This is a genomic window from Leifsonia sp. 563 (genome assembly GCF_040545055.1).
Taxonomy (GTDB): Bacteria; Actinomycetota; Actinomycetes; order Actinomycetales; family Microbacteriaceae; genus Leifsonia.
In genome coordinates this window covers 321,616-345,671 of the sequence record NZ_JBEPLE010000002.1, presented here as the reverse complement: position 1 = coordinate 345,671, position 24,056 = coordinate 321,616, and the positions used below count along the sequence as shown (strand labels likewise).

The window sequence follows — 24,056 nt, the reverse complement described above, 5'->3', positions numbered from 1 at the left end:
CGTGGAGAAGTGGTGGCCTAGAACGCGTCGGGCCGGGCGAACTCCACCTCTGCCACCCGCAGTTCCGGATCGATCCGCGAACGCACCAGAGGCAACGTCCGCGCCACAGCGGTGTCAATGCGATCCCGCAGGTCCTGGGAGCGAATCTCGTAGTCCTCGAAGTCGCTCTCGGCCGCGTAGATGCCCAGGGGCAGGGTCAGCGACTGGAAGAACCCGAACAGCGGACGCATCTGGTGCTCGACCAGCAGCGCGTGCCGATCGCTGCCTCCCGTCGCCGTCAGGACGACCGGCTTGTCGACCAGGGCGTACTGGCCGACGTGGTCGAAGAACAGCTTGAACAGGCCTGTGTACGTGGCGCGGTAGGCGGGTGACCCGACCACGAGGATGTCCGCGTTCTCGACCGCCTCCAGGGCCTCGGTGACCGTCGGGCTGAGACTGCTCCGGAAGGGACCGGCGCCGAGCTCCGGCAGAAGAGGCGCCAGCCGGATCGTGCGGGCGATGCCCCCGGACGCCTCGGCATAGGCGCGCGTGACCTCGTCCACGAGCACGGTGGTGCGCGACGGGTGGGTCGGGCTTCCGCTCACTCCGACCACGTTGAGTGGATGCGACATGTGGGAACCGCCTTCTGGCTGGGGACCGGGATTTCGCCCAACGGTACCCGGAGCCGCCCCGCATCGCTCGGGGCGGCGTCACGGTCCGTCATGCTGCGGGGTACAGCTCCCGGACGATCTCCAGCGAGCGGATGCGCCCCTCCAGCGTCGCGGCGCCGGACGAGACCATCAGCTCGTCCACCTGGGTGGAGGCCAGAAGCGCCTCGAGTCGCGCCTTCACCTCGTCGGGCGTCCCGATCGCCTGACGGGCGTTGCGGGCAGCGATGAACTCCTCCTCCAGCGGGGTGAACTCGTGGGCGAGCGCCTCCTCCACGCTGACCGGCTCGGGCTTCTGTCCCTGACGCATCCGCAGGAAGGACAGCTGGCCGGGAAGGGACAGGGCGCGCACGGTCTGCGGGTCCTCGTCCGCGATGACGTTGACCGCGATCATCGTGTGCGGCTCGGCGAGGGTGTCACTCGGCTCGAATCGCGAGCGGTACAGGTTGAGCGCGGCCTCGGTGTTCTCGCCTGCGAAGTGATGGGCGAACGCGAACGGGATGCCGAGGGCGGCGGCCACCTGGGCGCTGTAGCCGCTCGAGCCCAGCAGCCAGATCTGAGGCGCGTCGCCGAGGCCGGGGATGGCGGTGATGCCGTGCAGAGGGTTGGCGTCGCTCATGCCGCCGTAGAAGAAGCCGTACAGGTCGAGGAGCTGCTGTGGGAAGTCCTCGACGCCGAGTCCCTCGGGGCTCCGGCGCAGAGCCATCGCTGTGGCGCCGTCAGTTCCCGGCGCGCGGCCGATGCCGAGGTCGATGCGATCGCCGTACAGGGCGCGCAGGGTGCCGAACTGCTCGGCCACGACCAGCGGCGCGTGGTTGGGGAGCATCACGCCGCCGCTGCCGACCCGGATGCGCTCGGTCGCTGCCGCGACTCCGGCGATGAGAACAGCCGGAGCGCTCGACGCGATGGCGGGCATGCCGTGGTGCTCTGCGACCCAGAACCTCTCGTATCCCAGCCGCTCGGCCGCTTGCGCGAGCTGGATGGTGCCGGCGACGGCATCGGCGTTGGTGCCCCCGGCGGGGCGGCTGGCGAGGTCGAGGACGTTGAGGGGGATGCTGCTCACCCCAGGTGCAACGCAGCCCCGGACACAGCGATTCCCGGTCGGCGCGAGGCCGACCGGGAATCACCGGGTAGGGATTGTCAGGACGCCTTGAGCTTGCGCACCCAGCCGACGATCGCCAGGGCGATCAGTCCGAGGATGACGAGCGAGCCGCCCATCCATGCCGCCCAGGTGGCGACGACGGAACCGGTGTGGGCCAGTCCGTCGCTGCTGCCCGGGTCGAGGACGGTGCTCGCCTGGTCGGCCGGCACGACGGTCAGGGAGGCGGGGCACTCGTGGCCGCTGCTCTGTCCGTGTCCGACCACGCTGTAGGTACCCGAGGCGCTCGCGGGGAGCGTCACGGTGAGGACGTCGCTGCCGTCCGCGTTCGCGTGCTTCACGAACGAAAGACTGCTGTCGGCGGTGCGGAGCGAGGCGAGCTTGAAGCCCGCGCCGTCCTGGCCGGTCACGGTCCAGTTGATCGCCTCACCGGGCGACCACGTGCCCGGGATGCAGATGAGGGTGGCCGTGCCGCCCGCCTCTGCGACGCTGACATCGAACTTGCACTGGGCGCCGTCGGTGTAGTTGACGGCGTTCGCCGCGGCCGGAGCCGCAAGCAGCAGCCCCGCGGTCACGGCGATAGCCGCCAGAATCTTCTTGAACATCGGCCGCCTTTCTGTTGGGGCCCGGCTCACGGTCGGGTTAGTTGAGTAATACTCACTTTACGACGGACGAGCACTGTACGACAATGGGCGCGACGGCGTTGCGTGCCCCCACATCGGGGGTCGTACCGTCCCCCGGAAGCGTCGGCGTGGTCACGACGCTGAGGTCCGACGACGTCTGCTGGTCGTTCAGGAACTGCACCGTGACGGTCTTCGACTCCCCCGGAGCCAGTTCGACCGTGTACAGACTGACCGGCCGCGAGCGATCGACGCCCGCAACGGTGGTGTAGTTCTCCCCGCCGCTCAATGTCGCGGCCAGGAGTCCTCCCGTCGGCCCGTAGACGGCCACCCGCGTGCGGATGTTGCCGGGAGTCACGCCGTACGTGCCACCGCCGGTCACGTAACGAGGCAGGGTCGTCCCGGCGTCTGCGGGGGCCCGGTTGGTCAGCGTGACCGTGACGACCGTCGAGGGCTTGCCGTCCGCGCGGCACACGGCGGATCCGGCAGCGACCGAGGTGCGGAGGTAGTAGTCCATCTTGGCGCCGGTCGCGTCGTTGAAGTACACGCCGATGCCCGCGGTCGACAGATCTGACGCGGGAAGGCCTCCGGCGAGCGTCGTGCCCGCGAGCACCTTCTGGTCCTCGGCGTGCGTGGTCCAGATCAGCACACGGCGCGACTCACCGGCGTCCGCCAGCGCGGTCAGCAGCTTCTTCGCATCCACGTTCCCGGACGACATCCGGTCGAACACGGCACTCGCGGCGGACGCGAAGAACGCGTCCTGCTGCGCCGGATCCTCGTAGCGCTGATAGACGTCGCTCAAAAGCATCTTCACGGCGTTGGCGGAGGTGAGCCGATCGCCGGTCGGCAGCGTCACCGGGCCCGTCGCCTTGAGGAGGCCGCTGAGGACGACCGGGTCGACGGCGATCACGCCGTCGACGGTGCCACCGTAGGTCGTCGTCCACATCCGCGAGGCGGTCGCCGCCGCGAGCGGGAAGTCCGGAGTGAGATTGGCATCCTGAAGGTAGCGGCCGACGAGCGGTCCGTAGAGGCCCTCCGTATTGAGCGGCACGTCGGCGACCGGGGTCTTCCACGGACCGATGGAGGTGCCGGCCTCCTGGCGCTGCAGCGTGACAGCGCCGTTGTCGGCATGGACGAGGGCGACCGCGCCGATCAGACCGCCCGTCGCGCGGAGCTCGGCCGGGTTCTGGGCGGCCAGGAGGTAGTCGCGCGGACCGTCGGCGCCCAGCATCGAAGGAAGCAGGCGGACGGCGTTGCCGAGCGCATCCATCTCCGGAGCCGCCTTGTCGAGCACATCGTGCAGCCGATCGACTCCCGACGCGACCGGACTCACGAGAGCGCCGGTCTCGATGGTCGCGACGCTCGCGCGAGCGTCGGTGAAGGCCGCCCGGGCCTTCGCGACCGCGGGCTGCGCCGCCGTGATGGGTGCGAGGTCGATCCGGCCATCCGTGATGGCCAGAGCGCGGAGGTCCACGCCGGTGCCGGCGGCGACCAGCGGCCGCACCACCCGCGAGGCCACATCGTCGGACGCGGCCGCAGCAGTGCGGACCGCGGCGAGGTTCGGCCCCAGCCACGGGACGGCTTCGACGGTGACCCAGACCGGATCCGAGGTGAGCGCCGCGGCCTCGTGCGTCTTCCGGCTGAGCGAGTCGGCGGCGCGACCCGCGGCAGCGAGGTCCCCCGTCGCGATCGCGGTCTTCACCTGCTCGGCTGCCGGGATGGCGTCAGTGAGCGCGCGCTGGGCCAGGAAGCCGCGGACGCCGATCCACACGATGGTGAAAAGCAGGATGGCGCCCAGCCCGACGAGGATGCCGACGAGGACGGGATGCCGCAGCCTGCGACGTCTTCGCGGCGCGACCGACGGCCCAACCGCGGGACGCGGCGGCGCGTCCGGCTCCGTGAGACCTGTCGCCATGCGACAAATCTAACAAATCCTCACTTTTTTGGCGGCCCCCAAATGGGGCGAGTTCTGGGGAGGCTGCTCAGCGACCCAAACCGCGATACGTCCACCCTGCTCCGCGCCACGCCGCCGGGTCGAGCGCATTGCGTCCATCGATCACCGTGCGATGCGCCACGAGCTCGCCGACCGCTTCCGGATCCAGGCTCGTGAACTCCGGCCACTCCGTGATCAGGACGACGACGTCCGCATCCCGGACCGCATCCTCCGCCGTCTCGGCGAAGCGCAGCTGGGGCGCACGACGTCGCGCGTTCTCGACGGCCTGAGGGTCGGTCGCGGTGACGATCGCCCCCGCGTCGGCGAGTCGCATGGCGATATCCAGCGCCGGGGAGTCGCGGATGTCGTCCGAGTGCGGCTTGAAGGCGAGTCCCAGCACACCGACACGCACGCCGGCCAGTCCACCGGCCTCCTCGCGCACCAGTTCGACGACACGCGTCCGACGGCGCAGGTTGATCTGATCGACCTCGTCGAGGAACCGCACAGCGTCGCCCTTGCCGAGCTCGCGGGCCCTGGCACTGAATGCGCGGATGTCCTTCGGGAGGCAGCCGCCGCCGAATCCCACGCCGGCGTTGAGGAAGCGGCGCCCGATGCGCGCGTCGTGCCCGATCGCGTCCGCCAGCTTGGTCACATCCGCGCCGGTCACTTCGGCGATCTCGGCCATCGCGTTGATGAACGAGATCTTCGTGGCGAGGAAGGCGTTCGCCGAGACCTTGACGAGCTCGGAGGTCGCGTAGTCGGTCACGATGACCGGTGTGCCCGCGGCGACCGCGGACGCGTAGACCTCGTCGAGCAGGCGTGCGGCGCGCTCCCCCGGCTCGCCCTCGGGAACGCCGTACACGAGGCGGTCGGGGCTCACGGTGTCGCTCACCGCGAATCCCTCGCGGAGGAACTCGGGGTTCCAGGCGAGTGTGACCTGCGGCTGCGCCTGCGCGACCAGCTCCGCCAGACGCGCGGCGGTCCCGACCGGGACGGTGCTCTTGCCGACGATGAGATCGCCGGGCTTCACGTGCTCCAGAAGGGAAGCGAATGCGGCGTCGACGAAGCGCATATCCGCCGCATCCCCGTCGGCCACCTGCGGCGTGCCGACGGCGACGAAATGGATGTCGGCCTCGGACACGGCGGAGAAATCCGTGGTGAAGCGCAGGCGCCCGGACGGCGCGGCCGACTCGAGCACCTCCGGCAGCCCTGGTTCGAAGAACGGCGGACGACCGGCGGAGAGGAGGGCGATCTTCGCCTCGTCGACGTCGATACCGACGACGTCGTGGCCCAGGTGGGCCATCGAGGCGGCGTGGACCGCTCCGAGGTAGCCGCAGCCGATCACGGAGATTCTCATGGTGTGCAGTTCCTTCGGGTGAGGTCGCCTTCGGGCGCGGTGCGGATCAGGTGAAGTCGGGGTCGGGCTCGTCGACGTAGGCGGGAGCCGCCTCGACCGGCCAATGCCGCCGGCCGTTGTTGAGCACCCCTCGACTTTCCTGAAGGTAGCAGTTACCGCAGAGTGACTCGTACGACACCGATGCCCCGTCGATCGCGACCTGGTCGCCGTCGAAGACGAACACCCCGTCGATCTTGCGGGCGTTGAAGATCGCCTTGCGCCCGCAGCGGCAGATCGTCTTCAGCTCTTCCAGACTGTGCGCGACCTCGAGCAGCCGGCGGCTCCCCGGGAACGCCACGGTCTGGAAGTCGGTGCGGATGCCGTACGCGAGCACCGGGACGTTGTCGAGCAGCGCGATGCGCAGGAGGTCGTCGACCTGCGCCTCGGTCAGGAACTGCGCCTCATCCACCAGGAGCGCGCTGACGTCGGTGTCGAAGCGCTTGATGGTGCGTTCGCGGTGCCGCTGGAAGGCGCCGTACGCGTCGGTCTCGGGCGCGATGAGGAAGTCGACCTCCCGGGTGACGCCCAGGCGGGAGAGGATGCCCAGGTCGCCCTTCGTGTCGATCGATGGCTTCGTGAGCAGGACGCGGTGGCCGCGCTCCTCGTAGTTATACGCGGCCTGAAGCATGGCCGTGCTCTTGCCGCTGTTCATCGCTCCGTAGCGGAAATACAGTTTTGCCACGCACCGATCCTATGCGGCACGGATGACGGAAGCCCGATGGCGCGTCAGGTGAGGTATCCGTCCTCCGCCGCCCGACGGATCAGGTCCGCGCGGGAGCTCGTCGGACGTCCGGCCTTGCCGTACTTCTCGCGCACCCGCCGCAGGTAGGTCTTGGCCGTCTCGTACTGCACGTTCATGGCGCGCGCCACCTCGGAGGTCGTCCGCCCGTCGGCATAGAGGACGAGGGCCTGACGCTCGCCGTCGCTCAGCCGCGGCCGCGCGGACTCGGGGATGAGGGGCTTCGGGCGCCAGGCCGTCGGTGCGGCGGTCCAGCCGACACCGCGTCCGGACGCCGACAGCGCTGCGGCGACCAGCTCGGTCATCGGCTGCGACTTGGTGACGTAGGCGACGGCTCCGGCGGCGAGTGCCGCATCCCGGTCCTCCGGCGTGTCGACGGCGCTGAGGACGACGACCTTCGCGCCCGCAGCGCGGCAGGTGCGGACCCGGGCGCCGATGGATACCGACTCCTTCAGTTGCAGGTCCATGATGACGAGGTCGGTCGGGAAGGCGTCGCTGTGCACCAGCTCCAGCCAGCTTCCGGCGCGGACGACGAGGTCGAACTCGGGGGCGTTCTTCTCGATCCACGACGCCAGGCTGTCGAGCAGGATCTCGTGGTCGTCCAGGATCGCCAGACGGATCGGCGGCTCCGTGGATCGTCCGGCGGCCGAGGTCGCCGGCGCTCCGGGGTCGTCCGGACGCATGGTTCTCATCGTCTTCTGCCTTCGCTGTCGGGGAATCCGCCGTGGGGGTAGGCGAATCGGATGGTGACGTCGCCACCGCGCAGCCGCATCGTGGCGCGCATCGCGACGGAGTTGAGGGAGCTGACGAACGGCAGCAGCTCGCGGCGCAGCTCGGCGCGGGGCTCTGCGATCTTCGCATGCAGTGCGAACGACGGCTGTTCGGGGTCGTTTGCTTCGAGGAGGACGGAGCGAGGGTCGAGGCCGGGACGAGCGGCCACGGTGGCGATGAGGGCTCCGACGATGGCGCGCTGGTCGGCGGTCAGCACACGCTCGAGGAGGTCCGGGTCGTCGACCCGCGGGCCGGTCTCCTCGTCGACGGGCGCGATGGGCGCCTCCACCAGTCGAGGGGCGAGGGCGAGCTCGAGGGTGTCCTCCAGCCAGGTGCGCGAGATGGCGCGCACCGACATCCCTCGGAGGCGTTCGGCGATGGCGCGGGCGCGCAGGGTGTCCTCTTCGGTCACGGCGCCGCGATGCGCGACGGCCGTGAGGAATGGCACTGCCTCCGCGTTCAGCGCGGTCATGCGCTCCTGCGCGATCATGCGCTCGGCCGCCTGGCGGAGCTCGGACTCCAACCGGAGCTGACCCTCCCGGGCGACCTCCCGCCAGCGCAACGTCTCCCCCGTCAACGTCCAGGCGTACCCGGCACCTCCGGCGGCCAAGGCGAGGATCGGCGTCGCCGCCACCGTGGCGTACACCAGGGGGTCATTCGCGATGACGAGCGAGTGCTGGACCGCGGCCAATCCGCCGAGGACGATCGCGGCGACGAGCGCCGAGCCGGCGACCTCTCCGATCGGGCGATAGAGCGGCATCGCGACGAGCAGGAGGGCGACGGCGATCTGTCCCCAGTCGTCTTGGATGCGTTCGTTGCGGCCCCACACGGCCGAGTCGAACAGCGCTGCGGCGGTGACGGCGAACGCGACGACCGAGAAATGGGACCAGCGCCCGAACGGGGCGAACCCGGGATGGGTGCGGATGGCGGCGATCACGACGGCGAGGAGGAGGACGCCGATGGCGACGATCGCGAGGGAGGTGTTCCGCAGCTGGCCGGCGTGGATGATCGTCGAGTACACCGCGTACGCCAGCGCGACGGCCCCGAGCAGGGGCACGAGCGGCCACGCCGACTGGGCTCCGAGCGGGTCGAGCCGCTGAGGCGTCCGCTCGAGCGTCACCGATCGGGCCCCGACGATCGTGCGGGGGTTCAGTGCGGTCATCCGGCGCGCCCCTCGGAGACGGCTGCTTCCGGCCCGATCGGAACGGTCAGGATGACGGTCGTGCCCACATCGGCGCTCGAGTAGATGTCGACGGTGCCGCCCACCCGGGCGATCCGGTCGCCGACGGACTGGCGGAGCCCCAGGCGATCGGCTGCGGGGGCCGATGCCGGGAAGCCGCTGCCGCCATCCACCACCATGACGGAGAGGGACCCGCCGCCCGCAGACAGGGCCACTTCGGCGCTCGGGCTGCCGGAATGCCGGACGACGTTCACGAGGCATTGCCGGACCGCCAGCCCCAGGGCACGACGGGCCTCGTCACCGAGGGTGGTGTACGCCGTGCGGTCTCCCGAGATGTCGACCGTGAGCCCCTCGTCGCGAGCCGCCTCGATGGCGCGGTGGAGTTCGCTGTCGTACCAGGGATCCGCATCGGGAAGCCCGACCCCGGCGACCCGGGCGACCCCGGCCACCTCGGCCCCGCCGCCTTCCGCTGCCGGCACGCCAGCGGCGAGACCGCGGAGGTCGGCGTCGATACGACGCGCGAGACGCTCGTCCAGAGGCCCGGGCTGCGCACCGGCGACGGCCACCAGCTCGCTGAGAACCGTGTCGTGAAGGTCGGCGGTGGATGCGGCCAGCAGCTCCCGGCGGAGGTCGACAAGCCGGGCATCGCGCACGGCGCGATGCAGAGCCGCTTGCGCGCGCGAACGCGTTCCGCGGGTCAGCCCGTCGAACGTCAGCACGCCGACCAGCAGAAGGTACGCCCCGAGCGAGATGGCGTCGGGAATGTAGGCGCGCTCGGTCGTCGCAGCACCGAAGATCACGGCCGCCTCCGCGAGGGCGAAGCCGAGAGTCGCCCAGAGGATCCCGGCGAGCGCCCCCGTGCCCGTGCCGCCGACCAGCGTCATCGCGACCACCGGCAGAGCGACCACGAAGAGGTTGGTGTCGCGGTACGCCGGCGTGCTGGTGAACAGGGCGACGACGTAGAAGTACGTGCACACGGTGCCGACGAGCAGGTAGGCGATCGTCAGCCCAGCGGTGCGGCCGCGTGCCAGGGCCAGCAGCAGGGCGACCATCGGCACCAGCACGAGCAGCGTCACCCAGGAGGTCACGTTGCCGTCGGTCAGACTGGCGCTGCCGACGTTCACGACGGCGGCGGCGAGGCAGATCAGGCCGGCCCAGCGGGCAGCCGTGGCGAGGGCGCGCGAGTTTGCGGGTCGTGCCAGATGGCTGGGCAGACCGAGCGACACGTCGTCGTCCCTTCCGGATCCGAGCACTCATCGGTCCCTCCCGGATTATGGCATTCGACGCGGACTCTGTGTACCCCGGCCGCTCGTACCCCGGTCGCCCGAACATTGCTGCCCCGGATGTCTCTGTGGAGTTGCCTGCGAGAGGACCACTCTCAGAACAGGGTCGGTTGCACCCCCAATCCGGTCAGGGACGCGCTCACGATCGACGCCGCGTCCGGCGCCTCTCCGTGCGACGCAGCGGATCCCGCCGACCCCGCCGCGGACCCTCCCGCACGCACAGCGGACCCCACCAGCTGCCGCTCCCCCTCGTCGTCGCGCAGCATCCCGAGCGCACTGGAGCGGACCCCGCCGGTCACCGGATCTTCGCGGCCACGCTCCAGACCGCGCGCTCGGATCAGGGGCTTGATGCGCCCGGCCAGCCACCGGCGGTACTCCTGCGGCGCGTAGGTGCCGCGCCCGTACATGCGGCGATACTGCGGCAACAGCTCGGGATGCTCCTGCCCAAGCCAGAGGTAGAACCACTCCTTGACGCCCGGCTTCAGGTGCAGCGCCGAATAGAGCACGGAGGTGGCACCCGCCTCCTTCGCCTGCCGCAGCGCCTCGTCGAGATGGGCGCGGGTGTCTGTCAGGTACGGGATGATCGGCATCAGGAACACGGAGCAGTCGAGGCCGTGCTCGCGCACCGCGGTGACCGTGGCGAGGCGGGCCTTGGTCGTCGGAGTGCCGGGCTCGATCGACTGCTGCAGCTCGTCGTCGTAGACCGCGATCGACATGGCGAGATCGACGGGCACCCGCTTGCTCGCCTCGACCAGACGGTCGAGATCGCGCCGCAGCAGGGACCCCTTCGTGAGGATGCTGAACGGCGTGCCCGAGTCGGCGAGCGCGTCGATGATCCCGGGCATCAGTCCGTATCGCCCCTCCGCGCGCTGGTACGGATCGGTGTTGGTGCCGAGAGCCACCGGATGATGACCCCAGCTGGGCTTGGCGAGCTCTTTGCGCAGCACATCGGCCACGTTCACCTTGACGATGATCTCGTTGTCGAAGTCTTTGCCCGAGTCGAGGTCGAGGTAGGTGTGCGTCGGCCGGGCGAAGCAGTACACGCAGGCGTGCGAGCACCCGCGGTACGGATTGATCGTCCACCCGAACGGCATCGGCCCTCCACCACCCGGGATGCGGTTGAGCGCCGACTTCGCCAGCACCTCGTGGAACGTGATGCCGGCGAAGTCGGGAGTGCGCACCGAGCGCACCAGGTTGTTCAGCCGCGCAAGCCCGGGCAGGGCGGACGGCTCATCGACCGACAACTCCTGACCACTCCATCGCATGTCCCTATTCGAACATATGTTCGAATCTTAAGCAAGATGCACCGTCTCTCCTCTCCAGCCCGAGCGGAGCCAGCGGTCGTGGCTCGCCACCACGACCGCGCCCGGATAGGCGCCCAGTGCATCCTCCAACTCCGACGCGAGCGTCAGCGAGAGGTGGTTGGTCGGCTCGTCGAGCAGGAACACGTGCGGCGGACGGGCGAGGATCAGAGCCAGCGCGAGCCGGCGCTGCTGACCGACGGACAGCGTGCCCACCGCCCGATCGGCGTCGCGCGGGGCGATGAGCCCGAGCGAGGTGAGCGGCACCGCTTCCGACCGCCGCTCCCCAACCGCCGACTCGTAGATCCGGCGCGGTGAGAGCGCAGGATCGGCGAACCGCACATCCTGCTCCAGCAATCCGACGCGGAGACCGCGCCGTCGCTGCACGGCACCGCTCGCCGGCTCGAGGCGGCCGGCGAGCACCGACAGCAAGGTCGACTTGCCCGCTCCGTTCGCCCCCGTCACCAGGATGCGGCTCGCGGGCGCGACGACGAACTCCGCGACCCGGAGACGGCCCGGGATGTGCACCCCGCGCGCCTGGACGAGCAGCCCCGAACCGTCGCCGAGCACCTGGAACCCCGACGGGATCCCCGCGAAGGCCAAACGAGCGGGCGGCTTCCGCACCTGGCCGGCGCGCAGCTCCTGCAGCCGCCCGTCCGCGTTGCGGACACGTCGGCTGATCTGGCGATCGAGAGCGTTGCCCTTGAACGCCTTGGCGAACTTGTCGTTGTCGCGCACTTTCCCCGACCAGGCGATGGACCGGGCAGTAACGTCAACGGCATGCTCGAGCTCCTTGAGCTCGTGCTGCTCATCGGCGTACTGCTTCTCCCATCGCGCGCGTTCCGCCTCCTTCTCGGCCAGATACGCGCTGTACCCTCCGCCGAAGACCATGGTGCCCGAGCGCGCGGGGTCGAGGTCGAGCAGGCTGGTGGCCACCGCATCGAGGAACGCGCGGTCGTGGCTGGCGAATACGACGGGCCCCGCCCATCCCCGCAGCTGTCGCTCCAGGAAGGCCGCCGCCTCGTCGTCCAGGTGGTTCGTCGGCTCGTCGAGCAGCAGGGCCTCCGGGCGGGCGAGGAGCAGCGCGGCGAGAGCGAACCGGCTGCGTTGACCACCGGAGACCTCGCTCAGCCTCCGCGACAGCGGGATGTCACCGACGCCGAGTCCGTCGAGCAACTCGTCCCGGCGCGCCTCGACGCTCCAGATCTCGGCGCGTTCGGCCGCCGCGAGGGCAGCGTCGTAACGCGCATCGGAGACCGGGTCGCCGGAGCCGAGCGCGGAGGCCGCTTCCTCGAGTTCGCGCTCGATCGCACGGACATCGGTGAGCGCATCCTCGATCAGCGCTGCGAGCGTCTCGCCCGGCTCGAACCGCACCTCCTGCCAGAGGAAGCCGGTCCGTTCCGGCCGGGTCAGCGCGCCTGCGTCCGGTGTCTCGGCACCGGCCAGGACGCGCAGCAGAGTGGACTTGCCCGCACCGTTCTCGCCGATGAGGCCGAGCCGGGCGCCGGGGCCGACCGTGAGCGAGACGTCGGTGAGCACGCGACGCTCGCCGTAGGTGACAGAGACGCCGTCGGCGCGCAGCGGGGTGAGAGTGATCGTTGGCATGGGGAACCGCCTTTCCGGGCGCTCCACGAGGAGCGGTTTCCCGCCGGGCGATCTCCGTCGTGAGTGGCGCCGGAGCGCCCAGGTGCCTGACCGGGCAGCGCAGCGACCGAAGGGTCCTCACTCACATCGACGGCGCCTCAGGCGCGGGACGTCAGGAGGTTCTCACTTCATAGCGTGGACGACCATACCAGGCCGTCCACGCGGCTGTCCAGAGGACGTGTCCAGAGGACGTGTCCAGAGGACTACTGCTGCAGCTGCAGGGTCTCCGCCGTGGTGTCGAGCACGCGCTTGGCCTCGTCCGGTCGATCGTTCAGCGTCGTTCCGACCGTCGGGATCAGTTCCTTCAGCGTCGGCAGCCAGTCGCCGAAACGGTCGGGGAAGCAGTGCTTCAGCAGATCCACCATGATCGGGACGGCGGTGGATGCGCCCGGCGAGGCTCCGAGGAGACCGGCGATCGAGCCGTCCTCCGCCGCGACCACCTCGGTGCCGAACTGGAGGACGCCGCCCTTCTTGGCATCCTTCTTCATCACCTGCACGCGCTGGCCTGCGGTGATCAGCTCCCAGTCGTCCATCTTGGCGGTCGGCATGAACTCCTGCAGCGCCTTCAGCTTCTTCGCGCGGTTGGCGAGGAGCTCGCCGACGAGGTACTTGATGAGGTCGAAGTTGTCGCGGGCGACCGCCAGCATGGGGCCGATGTTGCCGGGGCGGACGGAGCCGGGCAGGTCGAACCAGGAGCCCGTCTTCAGGAACTTCGGGCTGAAACCGGCGTACGGGCCGAACAGCAGCGAGGCCTGGCCGTCGACGACGCGGGTGTCGAGGTGCGGCACCGACATCGGCGGGGCCCCGACGGCGGCCTTGCCGTAGACCTTCGCCTGGTGCTGAGCGACCAGCTTCGGGTTGGTGGTCCGCAGGAACTGACCCGAGATCGGGAAGCCGCCGAAGCCCTTGATCTCCGGGATGCCGGACTTCTGGAGCAGGTGCAGCGCGCCGCCGCCCGCGCCGACGAAGACGAACCGTGCGGTCGCGACGTGCGGGGTGTTGCCGACCTCGTGCTTGACGGAAAGCCGCCAGAGGCCGTCCTTGGTGCGCTTGATGCTGCGGACGGTGTGATTGAGCGCGAGCTCCGCGCCGTTCTCGATCAGGTTGTCGATGAGCGCACGCGTCAGAGCACCGAAGTCGACATCGGTGCCGGACGTCTGACGGGTCGCGGCGATGCGCTGCTTCGCGTTGCGCTTCTTGGTGAGCAGCGGCGTCCACTCTCCGATGACGGCAGGGTCTTCGGAGTACTCCATACCGGCGAACAGCGGCTGGTCCTTCAGCGCCTCGTAGCGCTTCCGGAGGTAGCGCACGTTGTCCCGGCCGCGCACGAAGGTCATGTGAGGCGTTGAGTTGATGAACGTGTGCGGCTCGGGCAGGTCGCCCGCGGCCACGAGGCTCGCCCAGAACTGCCGGCTGAGCTGGAACTGCTCGTTGATGCTGATCGCCTTGGCGGGGTCGACGGTGCCGTCGGAGGCCTCGGGCATGTAGTTGAGCTCGCACAGGGCGGCATGGCCGGTGCCGGCGTTGTTCCACGGGTTCGACGACTCCTGGGCCACTTCGCCCAGGCGCTCGTAGATGCGGATGCTCCAGTCGGGCTGGACACGCTGGATCATGGCCCCGAGCGTCGCACTCATGATGCCGCCGCCGATCAGGACGACGTCGATGGGAGAATTGCTCACCCGTCAATCCTATGATGCAGCGGCCATCCGACCGCCCGCAGGCGCGGACACGGCCGACGGCGAGGAAGTTGTCTCGATATCGAGACAACTCCGCTCGCCGCGACCGAACGGCCCGAGTGGATCAGGCGGTGACGGGATTCGTCAGGCGCTCGGCCACCAGCTCGGCGATCTGCACCGCGTTGAGTGCCGCGCCCTTCCGCAGGTTGTCGTTGCTGATGAACAGCGCGATACCGCGGCCCTCCGGTGCACCCTCGTCCGCCCGGATGCGGCCGACGAAGCTGGGGTCGCTTCCGGCGGCCTGCAGCGGGGTCGGGACGTCGGTCAGCTGCACGCCAGGGGCGTCGGCCAGCAGTTCGGCGACGCGCTCGGGGCTGATCGGCTTCTCGAACTCGGCGTTGATGGAGAGCGAGTGACCGGTGAACACGGGGACGCGGACGCAGGTGCCGCTCACGAGGAGACCCGGCAGGTCGAGGATCTTGCGCGACTCGTTGCGCAGCTTCTTCTCCTCGTCGGTCTCGTTGAACCCGTCGTCGACGATGGAGCCGGCCAGCGGGATGACGTCGAAAGCGATCGGACGGACGTACTTGACCGGCGCGGGCAGGGTCACCGCCGAGCCGTCGTGCACCAGGTCGAGCAGGTGCTCGTCCGCGATCGCGGCGCGCGCCTGCTCGGCGAGCTCTTCGGCGCCGGCGAGACCGGAGCCGGAGACCGCCTGGTAGGTGCTGACCACGAGGCGCGACAGGCCCGCCTCGTCGTGCAGCGGCTTCAGGACGGGCATGGCCGCCATGGTCGTGCAGTTCGGGTTCGCGATGATGCCCTTGCGCGCATCGGCGATGGCGTCGGGGTTGACCTCCGACACCACGAGCGGGACGTCCGGGTCCATGCGCCAGCCGCTCGAGTTGTCGATCACGATGGCGCCGGCCTCGGCGAACCGGGGGGCGTGCGCCTTCGACCCGGTGGCACCCGCCGAGAACAGCGCGATGTCGATGCCCGAGACGTCGGCGGTCGCCACATCCTCGACCGTGATCTCCTGGCCCTTGAACGGCAGGGTCGTTCCGGCCGAGCGGGAGGAGGCGAAGAAGCGGATGCTCTTCACCGGGAACGCGCGCTCCTCCAGCAGGCGGCGCATCACGCCGCCCACCTGGCCGGTCGCGCCGACGACGGCCAGACGGACGCCGTTGCTGTCGAAATCGGTGAACTCGGTCATGTCAGCCCCTTGGGTCGTTTCGTGTGGTCAACCGCGCCGGTCGCGCGGCCATTCCCGTTCGGCGAGCGAACTACCGGCCGGTGCCGGCGTAGACGACGGCCTTCTCGTCCCCGTCGAGCCCGAAGGCCGTGTGGACGACACGGGCGGCCTCGGCGACCGTGTCGGCGCGGGTGACGACCGAGATGCGGATCTCGCTGGTGGAGATCATCTCGATGTTGATGCCGGCGTCGTAGAGCGCTTCGAAGAGCTTCGCCGAGACGCCGGAGTTGGTGCGCATCCCGGCGCCGACCAGGGCCAGCTTGCCGATCTGGTCGTCGTACTGCAGTGACTGGTAGCCGACCTCGTCGCGCTCGGCGGTGAGGGCGGTCAGCACGCGCTGCCCCTCCGACTTGGGGAGGGTGAAGGAGATGTCGGTGAGGCTCGTCGCCGCAGCGGACACGTTCTGGACGATCATGTCGACGTTCGCGTTCGCCTTCGCGACGATCTTGAAGATCTGCGCGGCCTTGCCGGGCACGTCGGGCACGCCGACGACGGTGATCTTGGCCTCGCTCAGGTCGGTGGCCACGCCGGAGATGATGGGCTCTTCCACGGTTCCATCCTTCTTGGCGGCCTCCGCGGCCGCTGCTTCGTTGAGGACATACGTGCCCTCCTTGTTGGAGAACGACGAGCGCACGTGCAGGGTCACGTTGTGTCGCCGGGCGTACTCGACGGCGCGGATGTGCAGCACCTTCGCGCCGGCGGCCGCCAACTCCAGCATCTCCTCGCTGGTGATGCGGTCGATCTTGCGGGCGAGCGGCACCTGCCGGGGGTCGGAGGTGAAGACGCCGTCGACGTCGGTGTAGATCTCGCAGACTTCCGCGCCGAGGGCGGCGGCGAGGGCGACGGCCGTCGTGTCCGACCCGCCGCGGCCGAGCGTGGTGATGTCGCGCGACTCGCGGCTGAACCCCTGGAATCCGGCGACGATCGCTATGGCGCCCTCGGTCAGCGCATCCTGGATGCGGCCGGGCGTGACGTCGACGATGCGCGCGGAGCCGTGCTGCGCGTCGGTGATCATGCCGGCCTGGCTGCCCGTGAAGGAGCGCGCGTCGTATCCCATGCTCTTGATCGCCATCGCGAGCAGCGCCATGGAGATGCGCTCGCCCGCGGTGAGCAGCATGTCGAGCTCGCGAGGCGCGGGGATCGGGGTGACCTCGTGCGCCAGGTCGATGAGTTCGTCCGTCGTGTCGCCCATCGCGGAGACGGCGACGACGACCTCGTTGCCGGCCTTGCGCGTCTCGACGATGCGCTTCGCGACGCGCTTGATGCTCTCAGCTGTCGCGACGGACGAACCGCCGAACTTCTGGACGATGAGGGCCACAGACTCTCCTGAACTCACGGGCTTCCCATCCTACCGATCGGGATATGACCGTTCCTTCATGTGACGACACCTGTTGACACGGGTTCGTCGAATATGCGGTGCGCGAGGTCAGGAGACCTGGCGGCGGCCCTCGAACGCGCGACCGAGCGTGACCTCGTCGGCGTACTCGAGGTCGCCGCCGACCGGCAGGCCGGAGGCGAGCCGCGTCACGCGGATCTCGAGCGTGGTGAGCAGGCGGCTGAGGTAGGTGGCGGTGGCCTCGCCCTCGAGGTTCGGATCGGTGGCGATGATCACCTCCTGGACCGTGCCGTCGGCGAGTCGCTGCATCAGCTGGCGGATGCGCAGGTCGTCGGGCCCGACGCCGTCGATGGGGCTGATCGCTCCGCCGAGCACGTGGTACAGCCCGCGGAACTCGCGGGTGCGCTCGATCGCGACGACGTCCTTCGCCTCCTCCACCACGCAGATGAGGTTCGGTGTGCGCCTCGGGTCACGACAGATGGAGCAGGTGACCTCCTCCGACACGTTTCCGCAGATCTCGCAGAAGCGCACCTTGTCGCGCACCTCGAGCAGCACCTCCGCGAGGCGGGTGACGTCGAACGTCTCCGTTTGAAGGATGTGGAACGCGATGCGCTGAGCGGACTTCGGGCCGATGCCCGGCAGCCGCCCGAGCTCGTCGATCAGCTCCTGGACGATGCCTTCGTACACCGGCTACCTCATCCCCGGGGTCGGAGGTGCAGGCTGCTCCTCGATGAAGGTGGCTCCGAGGATCTCGCGCACCACAGCCTCGCCGTAGCGCTGCGGCTGCTGGAAGGTCGGCGTTCGGGAGCCTGCGGCCGGGGCGGAGGACGGGCGCGCGGCGCGCGCGGCATCGGCGGACGACGCGCTCTCGGCACTGCGCGTGGGCTGCGCCGACGGGGCTGCGGACGGAGCGGCGGCAGCCGTCGCGGACGGAGCGGCGGCCCAGTCGCCCACGGGCTCCTCCGGGACGGGCGGCTCGAACGGCGGCTCGATCTCGGGCGGAGGGACGTCGTCGTACGGCGGCTCCTCCGGCGCTGGGGCGCCCTGCGGGGCGGCGGCAGGCGCAGGTGTCTGAGGTGCTGCGGCCGGCGCGGCCGGACGCTCCATGGTCGCCACCGCGGACGTCACCGTTGCGGCCGCCTCGGCCGTCTCGCGCGACGAGGGGATGGTGACGGTCGCCCACTCAGTGACCACGGCCGCCGGGGCGGCGGCGTCCGAGGACGTGGTGCGAGTCGACGCCGCGTCGGTTGCCGTCGACCGCGGGGAGGCGGTGTCGCGCTGAACCGGAGTGCTCGGAGCGGATGCCGTGCGGGCAGGCGGCGTCGCCTCGCGAGCGTCGCCGGGCTCGGCGCCCGGCCAGGTCTCGGCCGCGGGCGCGGCGGGCGCACCGGCGGAGGGACGGGGCGACCCGCCCGACCCGGGAGCCGAGTCGGCCTTCGCGATGAACTTCACGCGGATGCCGAGGACGTCGACGATCGCCTGACGGAGGTACTCGCTGACGCCCGGAGCACCGCCCGCGTCGGGCTGCCGGAAGCTCTGGACGTCGTTGTCGCTCGGGAACGACAGCGACAGGACGTCGCCGTTCAGCGAGCGCACCTGCGCGGTGAACACGACCATCCAGGCGCTGCGCTTGGCCCGCTGCACGGCGTCGAGGATCTGCGGCCAGGCGTCCTTGACCTGCTGCGTGGTGACGGGGCCGACGGCGGCCGCCGCGGGAGCCGGAGACGCAGCGGGCGCGGAGGGCTGTTCCATGGGAGCCGACGCGGCGGCGGGCTTCTCCGCCGGCGGCGTGACCGTCGCGGCTTCTGCGGCGGGCTCTGCCTCAGCACCGGCATCTGCCGGGGCAGCATCCGGAGCCGGATCGGGAGTCGCAGTGGATGCGGAGACGGGCGCGGGAGCGGACTCCGGCGCGGGAGCAGCGGGGGCAGCAGCTGCGGCACGAACCGGCTCGCGTGGCGGAGCCGAGCTCGCCGTGGCCGGCGCACCGCGCTCGGCGGCCGAACGCTCCGTCCGACCGGACTCGGCACGACCGGGCTCGGAGCCGATGGCGTCGCTCACACCGACGCGGCGCTCGAGCCGCTCCACGCGGGCGAGCGCGCCGCGCTCGCTCTCGTCGCTCGACGGCACGAGCACGCGGGCGATCATGAGTTCGAGGTGGAGCCGCGGCGATGTCGCGCCGGTCATCTCGGTGAGCGCGGCGTTCACGATGTCGGCGGCACGGCTGAGCTCGGCCGCACCGAACTTCATGGCCTGGACGCCCATCCGGTCGAGCTCGTCCTGCGGGACGCCGCGGAGCACGGCCGCAGCCCCCTCGACACTCGTCGCGGCGACCACGATCAGGTCGCGCAGACGCTCCAGCAGGTCTTCGACGAACCGCCGGGGGTCCTGCCCCGTCTGGATCACGCGATCGACCGCGGCGAAGGCGCCCGCCGCATCCCGAGCCGAGATCGCGTCGATGACGTCGTCGAGCAGCGCGGCGTGCGTGTAGCCGAGGAGGGCGACCGCCCGCTCGTAGTCGATGGCGCTGCCCTCGGACCCGGCCATCAACTGGTCGAGCAGGGACAGCGTGTCGCGCGGCGAACCGCCGCCCGCGCGCACCACCAGCGGAAGGACGCCCGGTGCGACCGTCATGCCCTCGCTGTCGCACAGGCTCTGCACGTACTCCAGCATCTGCGCGGGAGGGACGAGGCGGAACGGGTAGTGGTGGGTGCGGGAGCGGATGGTCCCGATGACCTTCTCGGGCTCCGTCGTCGCGAAGATGAACTTCACGTGCTCCGGCGGCTCCTCCACGATCTTCAGCAGGGCGTTGAAGCCCTGGGGGGTGACCATGTGCGCCTCGTCGAGGATGAAGATCTTGTAGCGGTCGCGGGCCGGGGCGAAGATCGCACGCTCGCGGATGTCGCGCGCGTCGTCGACGCCGTTGTGGCTGGCCGCGTCGATCTCGACCACGTCGAGGGAGCCGCCGCCGTCGCGGCTCAGCTCGATGCAGCTGGCGCACTTCCCGCACGGGGTGTCGGTGGGCCCCTCTGCACAGTTCAGGCAGCGGGCCAGGATGCGGGCCGACGTGGTCTTGCCGCAGCCGCGGGGACCCGAGAACAGATAGGCGTGATTCACCCGGTTGGTGCGCAGCGCCGTCATCAGCGGCTCCGTCACCTGAGACTGGCCGATCATCTCGGCGAAGGTGTCGGGCCGGTAGCGGCGATACAGGGCGGTTACCACTCACACATGCTACTCACCGCCGCCGACATTCGGCTGGGTCGGCGACGATCACGGCCCCCGGACGTTGAGGGCACGGCCGATCGCCGACCACAGGGCGACCCGGGCGTCCTCCGTCGGCTGCGCCTGCGGCGCGGGAGGCAGGTCGAGCGGTGTGTAGGGCGGGAGGTAGAAGGTGTGCGTCGCCTTCGGCGCCCGGACGTACGCGTCTCCCCCGCGCGCCGGCCGCACCTCGGCCGCGACGTCGAGCCACCGGCAGCCGTTCCCGAGCTGCTCGTCCTCCCCCGCGCATCCCAGCACCACCGGACCGGGGATGCGGTCAAGGTCGAGCACGGCGGCCCGCGTCACCACGTGGGTGCCGCTGAGGCAGGGCACCCACGAGCCTCCGACGGTGATCGCCGGGCCGGGAACGGGCGATGGGCAGACCAGCCCGGTGGTTCCGGCGGGCGCGATGGCGCCGTAGACCAGCTCGGGATGCGCGACCGCGGTCCACAGGGCGAGCTGCGCGCCCCGCGAGGTCCCGAAGACGAAGACGCGCCGCGCATCCACCCCCGGCTGCGCGCGCAGCCAGTTCAGCGCCGCGACGACGCGCTCGGCGGGGAGCACGCGGACCGGCCCGAGCTGGCCCGCCGACCCGTAAGTCGACAGGGCGAGCGCCGGATACCCCATCGCGGAGAGGGTGGCCGCCGAGAGCACGCCGGTCTGCACATCGGGCTCGGTCCCGTCGAAGACGAGCACCGCCGGGCGCGGCGCCGCGGCGGCCGACGCGGGCTGGAAGTAGTCCCCCGCGATCCCGTCGTCGAACACCGCCCGTGACGGCGCCACCGAGGTCAGCCCGACCCGGTGCACGCGGCGGGCGGCGACCCGGCGACCGTCGATGACGGCCTCCAGGTCGACGGTCATGGTCGAGCCGCCCCACACCTGCGGGGAGTTCGCCTCGCGGCCCGAGTCGCTCTGCAGCGTCCAGAACAGGCCCATCCCGTCCGCTCCGGCGAACGGGGCCTCGGCGGGCACGTCGTGGTCCAGGTCGACCACGCCGGACGACGGGACGCTGTAGACGGCCTGCGAGCTCCACCGCTCACCCACCGCCGCGCCGGACCGCGCCGTCGCGCGCACCGTCACCCGTCCACCCGGCGGTAGCGAGACGACCCGGACATGGATGGGCTTCCACACCCCGCTCGGCTCCTCGCTGACCTCGACGCGCGGTCCCCCGGCGCCCGGAACGGCGACGCAGGCGGCGAGGGATGCGACCAGCAGCGCGAGGACCACGCCCGCCACCATCCGCCTCATGGCCGCATCGCCCCCGCCAGCTTCGCGATGACGACCTGCCAGAACTGCGCCCGCGCCCCTTCGGTCGCCTGCGCGGTCGCCGGAGCCAGGTCGCTCAGCCCGATCGGCAGCAGCGGCGGTGTGGTGATGTCGTGGCCGGCGCCGTCCAGGTAGAGGAAGGCGTCTCCCGGCTCGTCGCCCCGCACCTGCTCCCCCGCCCGCGTCCAGTCGCACGCGGTGGGCAGCAGCCGGTCGTCGGTGCCGCAGGCGAGCACGAGCGGCCCGCTGATGCGCTGCAGCGGCAGGATGTCCGTGCCCGCGATCGTGCGCTCCGGGTTGGCGCACGGCAGTGCCCGCCCGTGCTGGATGAGCAGCGGGCTGCCCGCGGACGACGTGCACTGCAGCGCCGTCGCGCCGCTGGCGGCGAACGCTCCGTGGACGCGATCCGGGTCGTTCGCGGCGAACCAGAGGGCCAGCGACGAGGCACGACCGGTGCCGTAGACGAAGATGCGTCCCTCATCCACGACGGGAAGAGAGGAGAACCAGGTCAGCACGGCGTCGAACGTCTCGACCGAGAGCGCGGCGGATCCGGGGATGCGCCCGGCCGGGACGAACGCCGGCAGCACGACGACGGGGAAGCCGGCCGATGCGATCCGCCGCGAGACGAACGCGCCGGACGCTCCGCCGTCGTCGCCGTCGATGACGATCACGCCGGGACGCAGGTCGACCGGCGTCGGCACCGAGTCGACCAGCGTCCCGACGGTGGCCGTCGGCGCGAGCCCGGACGCCGCGGGGTCGCCGGTGTCGATGAGATCGCTGCCCAGCACATCCCGGCTGATGGTCCCCGCCGAGAGCGGCGCGCGGTGGAGCTCGCCGGAGGCCACCTGGTGTCCCGCCTGCTCGGCCGAGAACCGGATGTCGAGCGGGCTGTACACCCACTGCGCCTCCAGCTGCTGCTGGCTGAGCGACGGTCCGGTCAGGCTCCACAACAGACCGGAACTGTCCGGCCGCGGGTAGGGCGCGGCCGTCGGCTCCTGCGACCACAGCCGGATGCTGCCGGTGGGCGGAACGGCGTAAACCGCCCGCGACGACCACGAGCCGGCGCTGGAGTGCGCGCGTGCGGTGAGCACGACGGGCTCGCCCGGCTCGAGGCCGACGACCTGGATGCCGACGGGCTCGGTGATCCCGTCACCGAACCGGCTGAACACGAACCGCGCGCCCCCTCCCGAACCCGTCGCGCAGGCCGAGAGGAGGAGTGCCGCCACCGCTCCGACGACCGCGACCCGCAGCAGCCGTCGCAGCGCCCACCGCCCGGTCACGCCCACCGCCTGGTCATCCGAGCACCGCCCGGAGCAGGTCGCGGCCGACCGCGTTCCAGAACGCGATACGGGCCTTCTCGGTCGGCTGGCCGCCGGTCGCCGGGAGGGCGATCGGCAGGCCGGGCGGCACGCTGACGGGATGCGTCGCGCCGTCGGCGTAGATCGTCCGGTCGCCGGGGCGCGGCTCCCGGGTGGCCGCCAGGGCGCGCTGCCAGGCGCACGACGACGGCAAGGTCGCGTCCTGCGTGCCGCAGGCCAGCACGACCGGGCCGTCGACGCCGTCGATGGACGGCACCGCGGAGGGGACGACGGTTTCCGCGTCGGTGAGGCAGGGAAGGCCGGACGAGTCCTCGAAGACCGGGGCCACCCTCGCCGCGGGCAGGCACAGCAGCGCCGGCGCGCCCCCGGCGACGAACAGCCCGTGGATGCGCGACGGGAACCGTGTCGCCGCCCAGACGGCCAACTGCTCGGCCGCCCCGGTGCCGTAGACGAAGACGCGGTCCTGCTCGATGTCGGGACGCTCCGACAGCCAGTCGAACACGGCCTGCACGGTCGTGTCCGCGACGATGCCGGTCGAACGCACGCCGTCCGCCGCCGCGGCGACCGGGATGCGCAGGACCGAGGCGCCGAACTGCGCGATCACCGGGGCGACGTAGTCGCCGGACGCCCCCGGCCGCGCGTCGTCGAACATCAGCACCACCGGCGTCTGCGGGTGCTCCAGGCTCGCCGCGCTGTAGAAGGTGGCGAGTGCGACGTCCTCGTGCGTCTGCCGCGGCAGGCGCGGGTCGATGGCCGGCCGGAGGTCGCGCGTGTAGATGGTGCGCACCGCGAGGGACGATGCCAGCCCGTCGAGTTCGAACGATCGGGAGGCGACGACGCGGCCGGAGTCGGAGGCGGCGACGGTGACGCGGATGGTGTCGCGCATCCACTGCCGGGCAGCCGCCTCACCCGACAGCTGCGGCCCGCGCAACGTCCAGAACAGCCCGGCCGAGTCGGGCTCGGTGAACGGGGCGAGCTGCGGCCGGGCGGACGCGAGGTCGAGCGTCCCCGAAGCCGGGACCGTGTAGGTCGCCGCCGACGTCCAGGTGCCGTGCGCCGTGGCGAGCCGCGCGGTCAGCCGCAAGCGCGCCCCGGGCTCGGCGCCCACCAGCTCCAATGGGAAGGGCCAGAGCACGGCGCTGTAGCGGACGAGCGGTGAGGTCACGAACCGGGCGCCGGCCGCCACGTCCCCGGTCGCACACCCGGCGAGCGCGGTGACCGCGAGGAGTGCGGAGGCGACGGCCGCCACGATCCGCGGCAGCAGGCCGGGGCGGCGCGCGGCGGACACGCGTCGCGGCATCCCGTGCCGTTCGCCGTCGCCGCGCCGTCGCCGCATGGC

General features: G+C 71.1%; 19 protein-coding genes. All 19 read right to left on the bottom strand.

Annotation, left to right across the window (positions count from 1 at the left end; genetic code table 11):
* Window positions 1-17 precede the first annotated feature (17 nt).
* Window positions 18-611 carry an FMN reductase gene (gene msuE, locus ABIC47_RS08620; protein ID WP_018189935.1) on the bottom strand — a complete coding sequence of 198 codons (594 nt, stop codon included), beginning with the start codon at window positions 609-611 and terminating at the stop codon, window positions 18-20.
* 88 nt (window positions 612-699) lie between these two features.
* On the bottom strand, window positions 700-1,710 hold the full coding sequence (locus tag ABIC47_RS08615; RefSeq protein WP_020075508.1) for an LLM class flavin-dependent oxidoreductase: 1,011 nt from the start codon (window positions 1,708-1,710) through the stop codon (window positions 700-702).
* Window positions 1,711-1,787: 77 nt separating this feature from the next.
* Window positions 1,788-2,351, bottom strand: a complete 564-nt coding sequence (locus tag ABIC47_RS08610) for a hypothetical protein (protein ID WP_354479416.1) — start codon at window positions 2,349-2,351, stop codon at window positions 1,788-1,790.
* Between the two features lie 52 nt (window positions 2,352-2,403).
* Entirely contained in the window at window positions 2,404-4,281 is a 1,878-nt protein-coding gene (locus ABIC47_RS08605; RefSeq protein ID WP_354479414.1) for a DUF4012 domain-containing protein, read from the bottom strand.
* Window positions 4,282-4,348: 67 nt separating this feature from the next.
* Window positions 4,349-5,656 (bottom strand): UDP-glucose dehydrogenase family protein, encoded by a 1,308-nt coding sequence (locus ABIC47_RS08600; RefSeq protein WP_354479411.1) that lies wholly within the window; start codon window positions 5,654-5,656, stop codon window positions 4,349-4,351.
* A gap of 46 nt (window positions 5,657-5,702) precedes the next feature.
* Window positions 5,703-6,377: a thymidine kinase gene (locus tag ABIC47_RS08595; RefSeq protein WP_018189930.1), complete on the bottom strand. Its 675-nt coding sequence runs from the start codon at window positions 6,375-6,377 to the stop codon at window positions 5,703-5,705.
* A gap of 44 nt (window positions 6,378-6,421) precedes the next feature.
* The gene (locus ABIC47_RS08590; protein WP_354479408.1) at window positions 6,422-7,126 is read right to left on the bottom strand and encodes a response regulator transcription factor; all 705 of its coding nucleotides are present in this window, start codon (window positions 7,124-7,126) and stop codon (window positions 6,422-6,424) included.
* Window positions 7,123-8,367 carry a hypothetical protein gene (locus ABIC47_RS08585; RefSeq protein WP_354479405.1) on the bottom strand — a complete coding sequence of 415 codons (1,245 nt, stop codon included), beginning with the start codon at window positions 8,365-8,367 and terminating at the stop codon, window positions 7,123-7,125. The genes ABIC47_RS08590 and ABIC47_RS08585 overlap by 4 nt, the downstream gene beginning before the upstream one ends.
* Entirely contained in the window at window positions 8,364-9,638 is a 1,275-nt protein-coding gene (locus tag ABIC47_RS08580) for a sensor histidine kinase (RefSeq protein WP_089881239.1), read from the bottom strand. Before ABIC47_RS08580 ends, ABIC47_RS08585 begins: the two co-directional genes overlap by 4 nt.
* 125 nt (window positions 9,639-9,763) lie before the next feature.
* Window positions 9,764-10,933: an Rv2578c family radical SAM protein gene (locus ABIC47_RS08575; RefSeq protein ID WP_354479401.1), complete on the bottom strand. Its 1,170-nt coding sequence runs from the start codon at window positions 10,931-10,933 to the stop codon at window positions 9,764-9,766.
* 27 nt (window positions 10,934-10,960) lie between these two features.
* Entirely contained in the window at window positions 10,961-12,574 is a 1,614-nt protein-coding gene (locus ABIC47_RS08570; protein WP_354479398.1) for an ABC-F family ATP-binding cassette domain-containing protein, read from the bottom strand.
* A gap of 242 nt (window positions 12,575-12,816) precedes the next feature.
* Window positions 12,817-14,292 carry a malate:quinone oxidoreductase gene (locus ABIC47_RS08565; protein WP_089881229.1) on the bottom strand — a complete coding sequence of 492 codons (1,476 nt, stop codon included), beginning with the start codon at window positions 14,290-14,292 and terminating at the stop codon, window positions 12,817-12,819.
* Window positions 14,293-14,413: 121 nt separating this feature from the next.
* Window positions 14,414-15,499 carry an aspartate-semialdehyde dehydrogenase gene (locus ABIC47_RS08560; protein WP_018189923.1) on the bottom strand — a complete coding sequence of 362 codons (1,086 nt, stop codon included), beginning with the start codon at window positions 15,497-15,499 and terminating at the stop codon, window positions 14,414-14,416.
* Window positions 15,500-15,569: 70 nt separating this feature from the next.
* On the bottom strand, window positions 15,570-16,856 hold the full coding sequence (locus ABIC47_RS08555; protein ID WP_018189922.1) for an aspartate kinase: 1,287 nt from the start codon (window positions 16,854-16,856) through the stop codon (window positions 15,570-15,572).
* A 108-nt stretch (window positions 16,857-16,964) separates the two neighbouring features.
* Window positions 16,965-17,561: a recombination mediator RecR gene (gene recR / locus ABIC47_RS08550; protein WP_018189921.1), complete on the bottom strand. Its 597-nt coding sequence runs from the start codon at window positions 17,559-17,561 to the stop codon at window positions 16,965-16,967.
* A gap of 3 nt (window positions 17,562-17,564) precedes the next feature.
* Window positions 17,565-20,093 (bottom strand): DNA polymerase III subunit gamma and tau, encoded by a 2,529-nt coding sequence (locus tag ABIC47_RS08545; RefSeq protein WP_354479394.1) that lies wholly within the window; start codon window positions 20,091-20,093, stop codon window positions 17,565-17,567.
* Between the two features lie 48 nt (window positions 20,094-20,141).
* Window positions 20,142-21,380 (bottom strand): acyl-CoA thioesterase/BAAT N-terminal domain-containing protein, encoded by a 1,239-nt coding sequence (locus tag ABIC47_RS08540; protein WP_354479391.1) that lies wholly within the window; start codon window positions 21,378-21,380, stop codon window positions 20,142-20,144.
* Window positions 21,377-22,678, bottom strand: a complete 1,302-nt coding sequence (locus ABIC47_RS08535; protein WP_354479389.1) for an acyl-CoA thioesterase/bile acid-CoA:amino acid N-acyltransferase family protein — start codon at window positions 22,676-22,678, stop codon at window positions 21,377-21,379. The genes ABIC47_RS08540 and ABIC47_RS08535 overlap by 4 nt, the downstream gene beginning before the upstream one ends.
* A 13-nt stretch (window positions 22,679-22,691) precedes the next feature.
* Complete coding sequence (locus tag ABIC47_RS08530; protein WP_354479387.1) at window positions 22,692-24,053, bottom strand: acyl-CoA thioesterase/bile acid-CoA:amino acid N-acyltransferase family protein; 1,362 nt, start codon at window positions 24,051-24,053, stop codon at window positions 22,692-22,694.
* Window positions 24,054-24,056 lie beyond the last annotated feature (3 nt).

Excerpts from the sequence above, each read along its gene's own strand:
- ABIC47_RS08540 (WP_354479391.1), bottom strand. The coding sequence starts at position 21,380 with ATGAGGCGGATGGTGGCGGGCGTGGTCCTCGCGCTGCTGGTCGCATCC.
- ABIC47_RS08570 (WP_354479398.1), bottom strand. The coding sequence starts at position 12,574 with ATGCCAACGATCACTCTCACCCCGCTGCGCGCCGACGGCGTCTCTGTC.
- ABIC47_RS08590 (WP_354479408.1), bottom strand. The coding sequence starts at position 7,126 with ATGAGAACCATGCGTCCGGACGACCCCGGAGCGCCGGCGACCTCGGCC.
- ABIC47_RS08600 (WP_354479411.1), bottom strand. The coding sequence starts at position 5,656 with ATGAGAATCTCCGTGATCGGCTGCGGCTACCTCGGAGCGGTCCACGCC.
- msuE (WP_018189935.1), bottom strand. The coding sequence starts at position 611 with ATGTCGCATCCACTCAACGTGGTCGGAGTGAGCGGAAGCCCGACCCAC.
- ABIC47_RS08575 (WP_354479401.1), bottom strand. The coding sequence starts at position 10,933 with ATGCGATGGAGTGGTCAGGAGTTGTCGGTCGATGAGCCGTCCGCCCTG.
- ABIC47_RS08585 (WP_354479405.1), bottom strand. The coding sequence starts at position 8,367 with ATGACCGCACTGAACCCCCGCACGATCGTCGGGGCCCGATCGGTGACG.
- ABIC47_RS08530 (WP_354479387.1), bottom strand. The coding sequence starts at position 24,053 with ATGCGGCGACGGCGCGGCGACGGCGAACGGCACGGGATGCCGCGACGC.
- ABIC47_RS08605 (WP_354479414.1), bottom strand. The coding sequence starts at position 4,281 with ATGGCGACAGGTCTCACGGAGCCGGACGCGCCGCCGCGTCCCGCGGTT.
- ABIC47_RS08610 (WP_354479416.1), bottom strand. The coding sequence starts at position 2,351 with ATGTTCAAGAAGATTCTGGCGGCTATCGCCGTGACCGCGGGGCTGCTG.
- ABIC47_RS08560 (WP_018189923.1), bottom strand. The coding sequence starts at position 15,499 with ATGACCGAGTTCACCGATTTCGACAGCAACGGCGTCCGTCTGGCCGTC.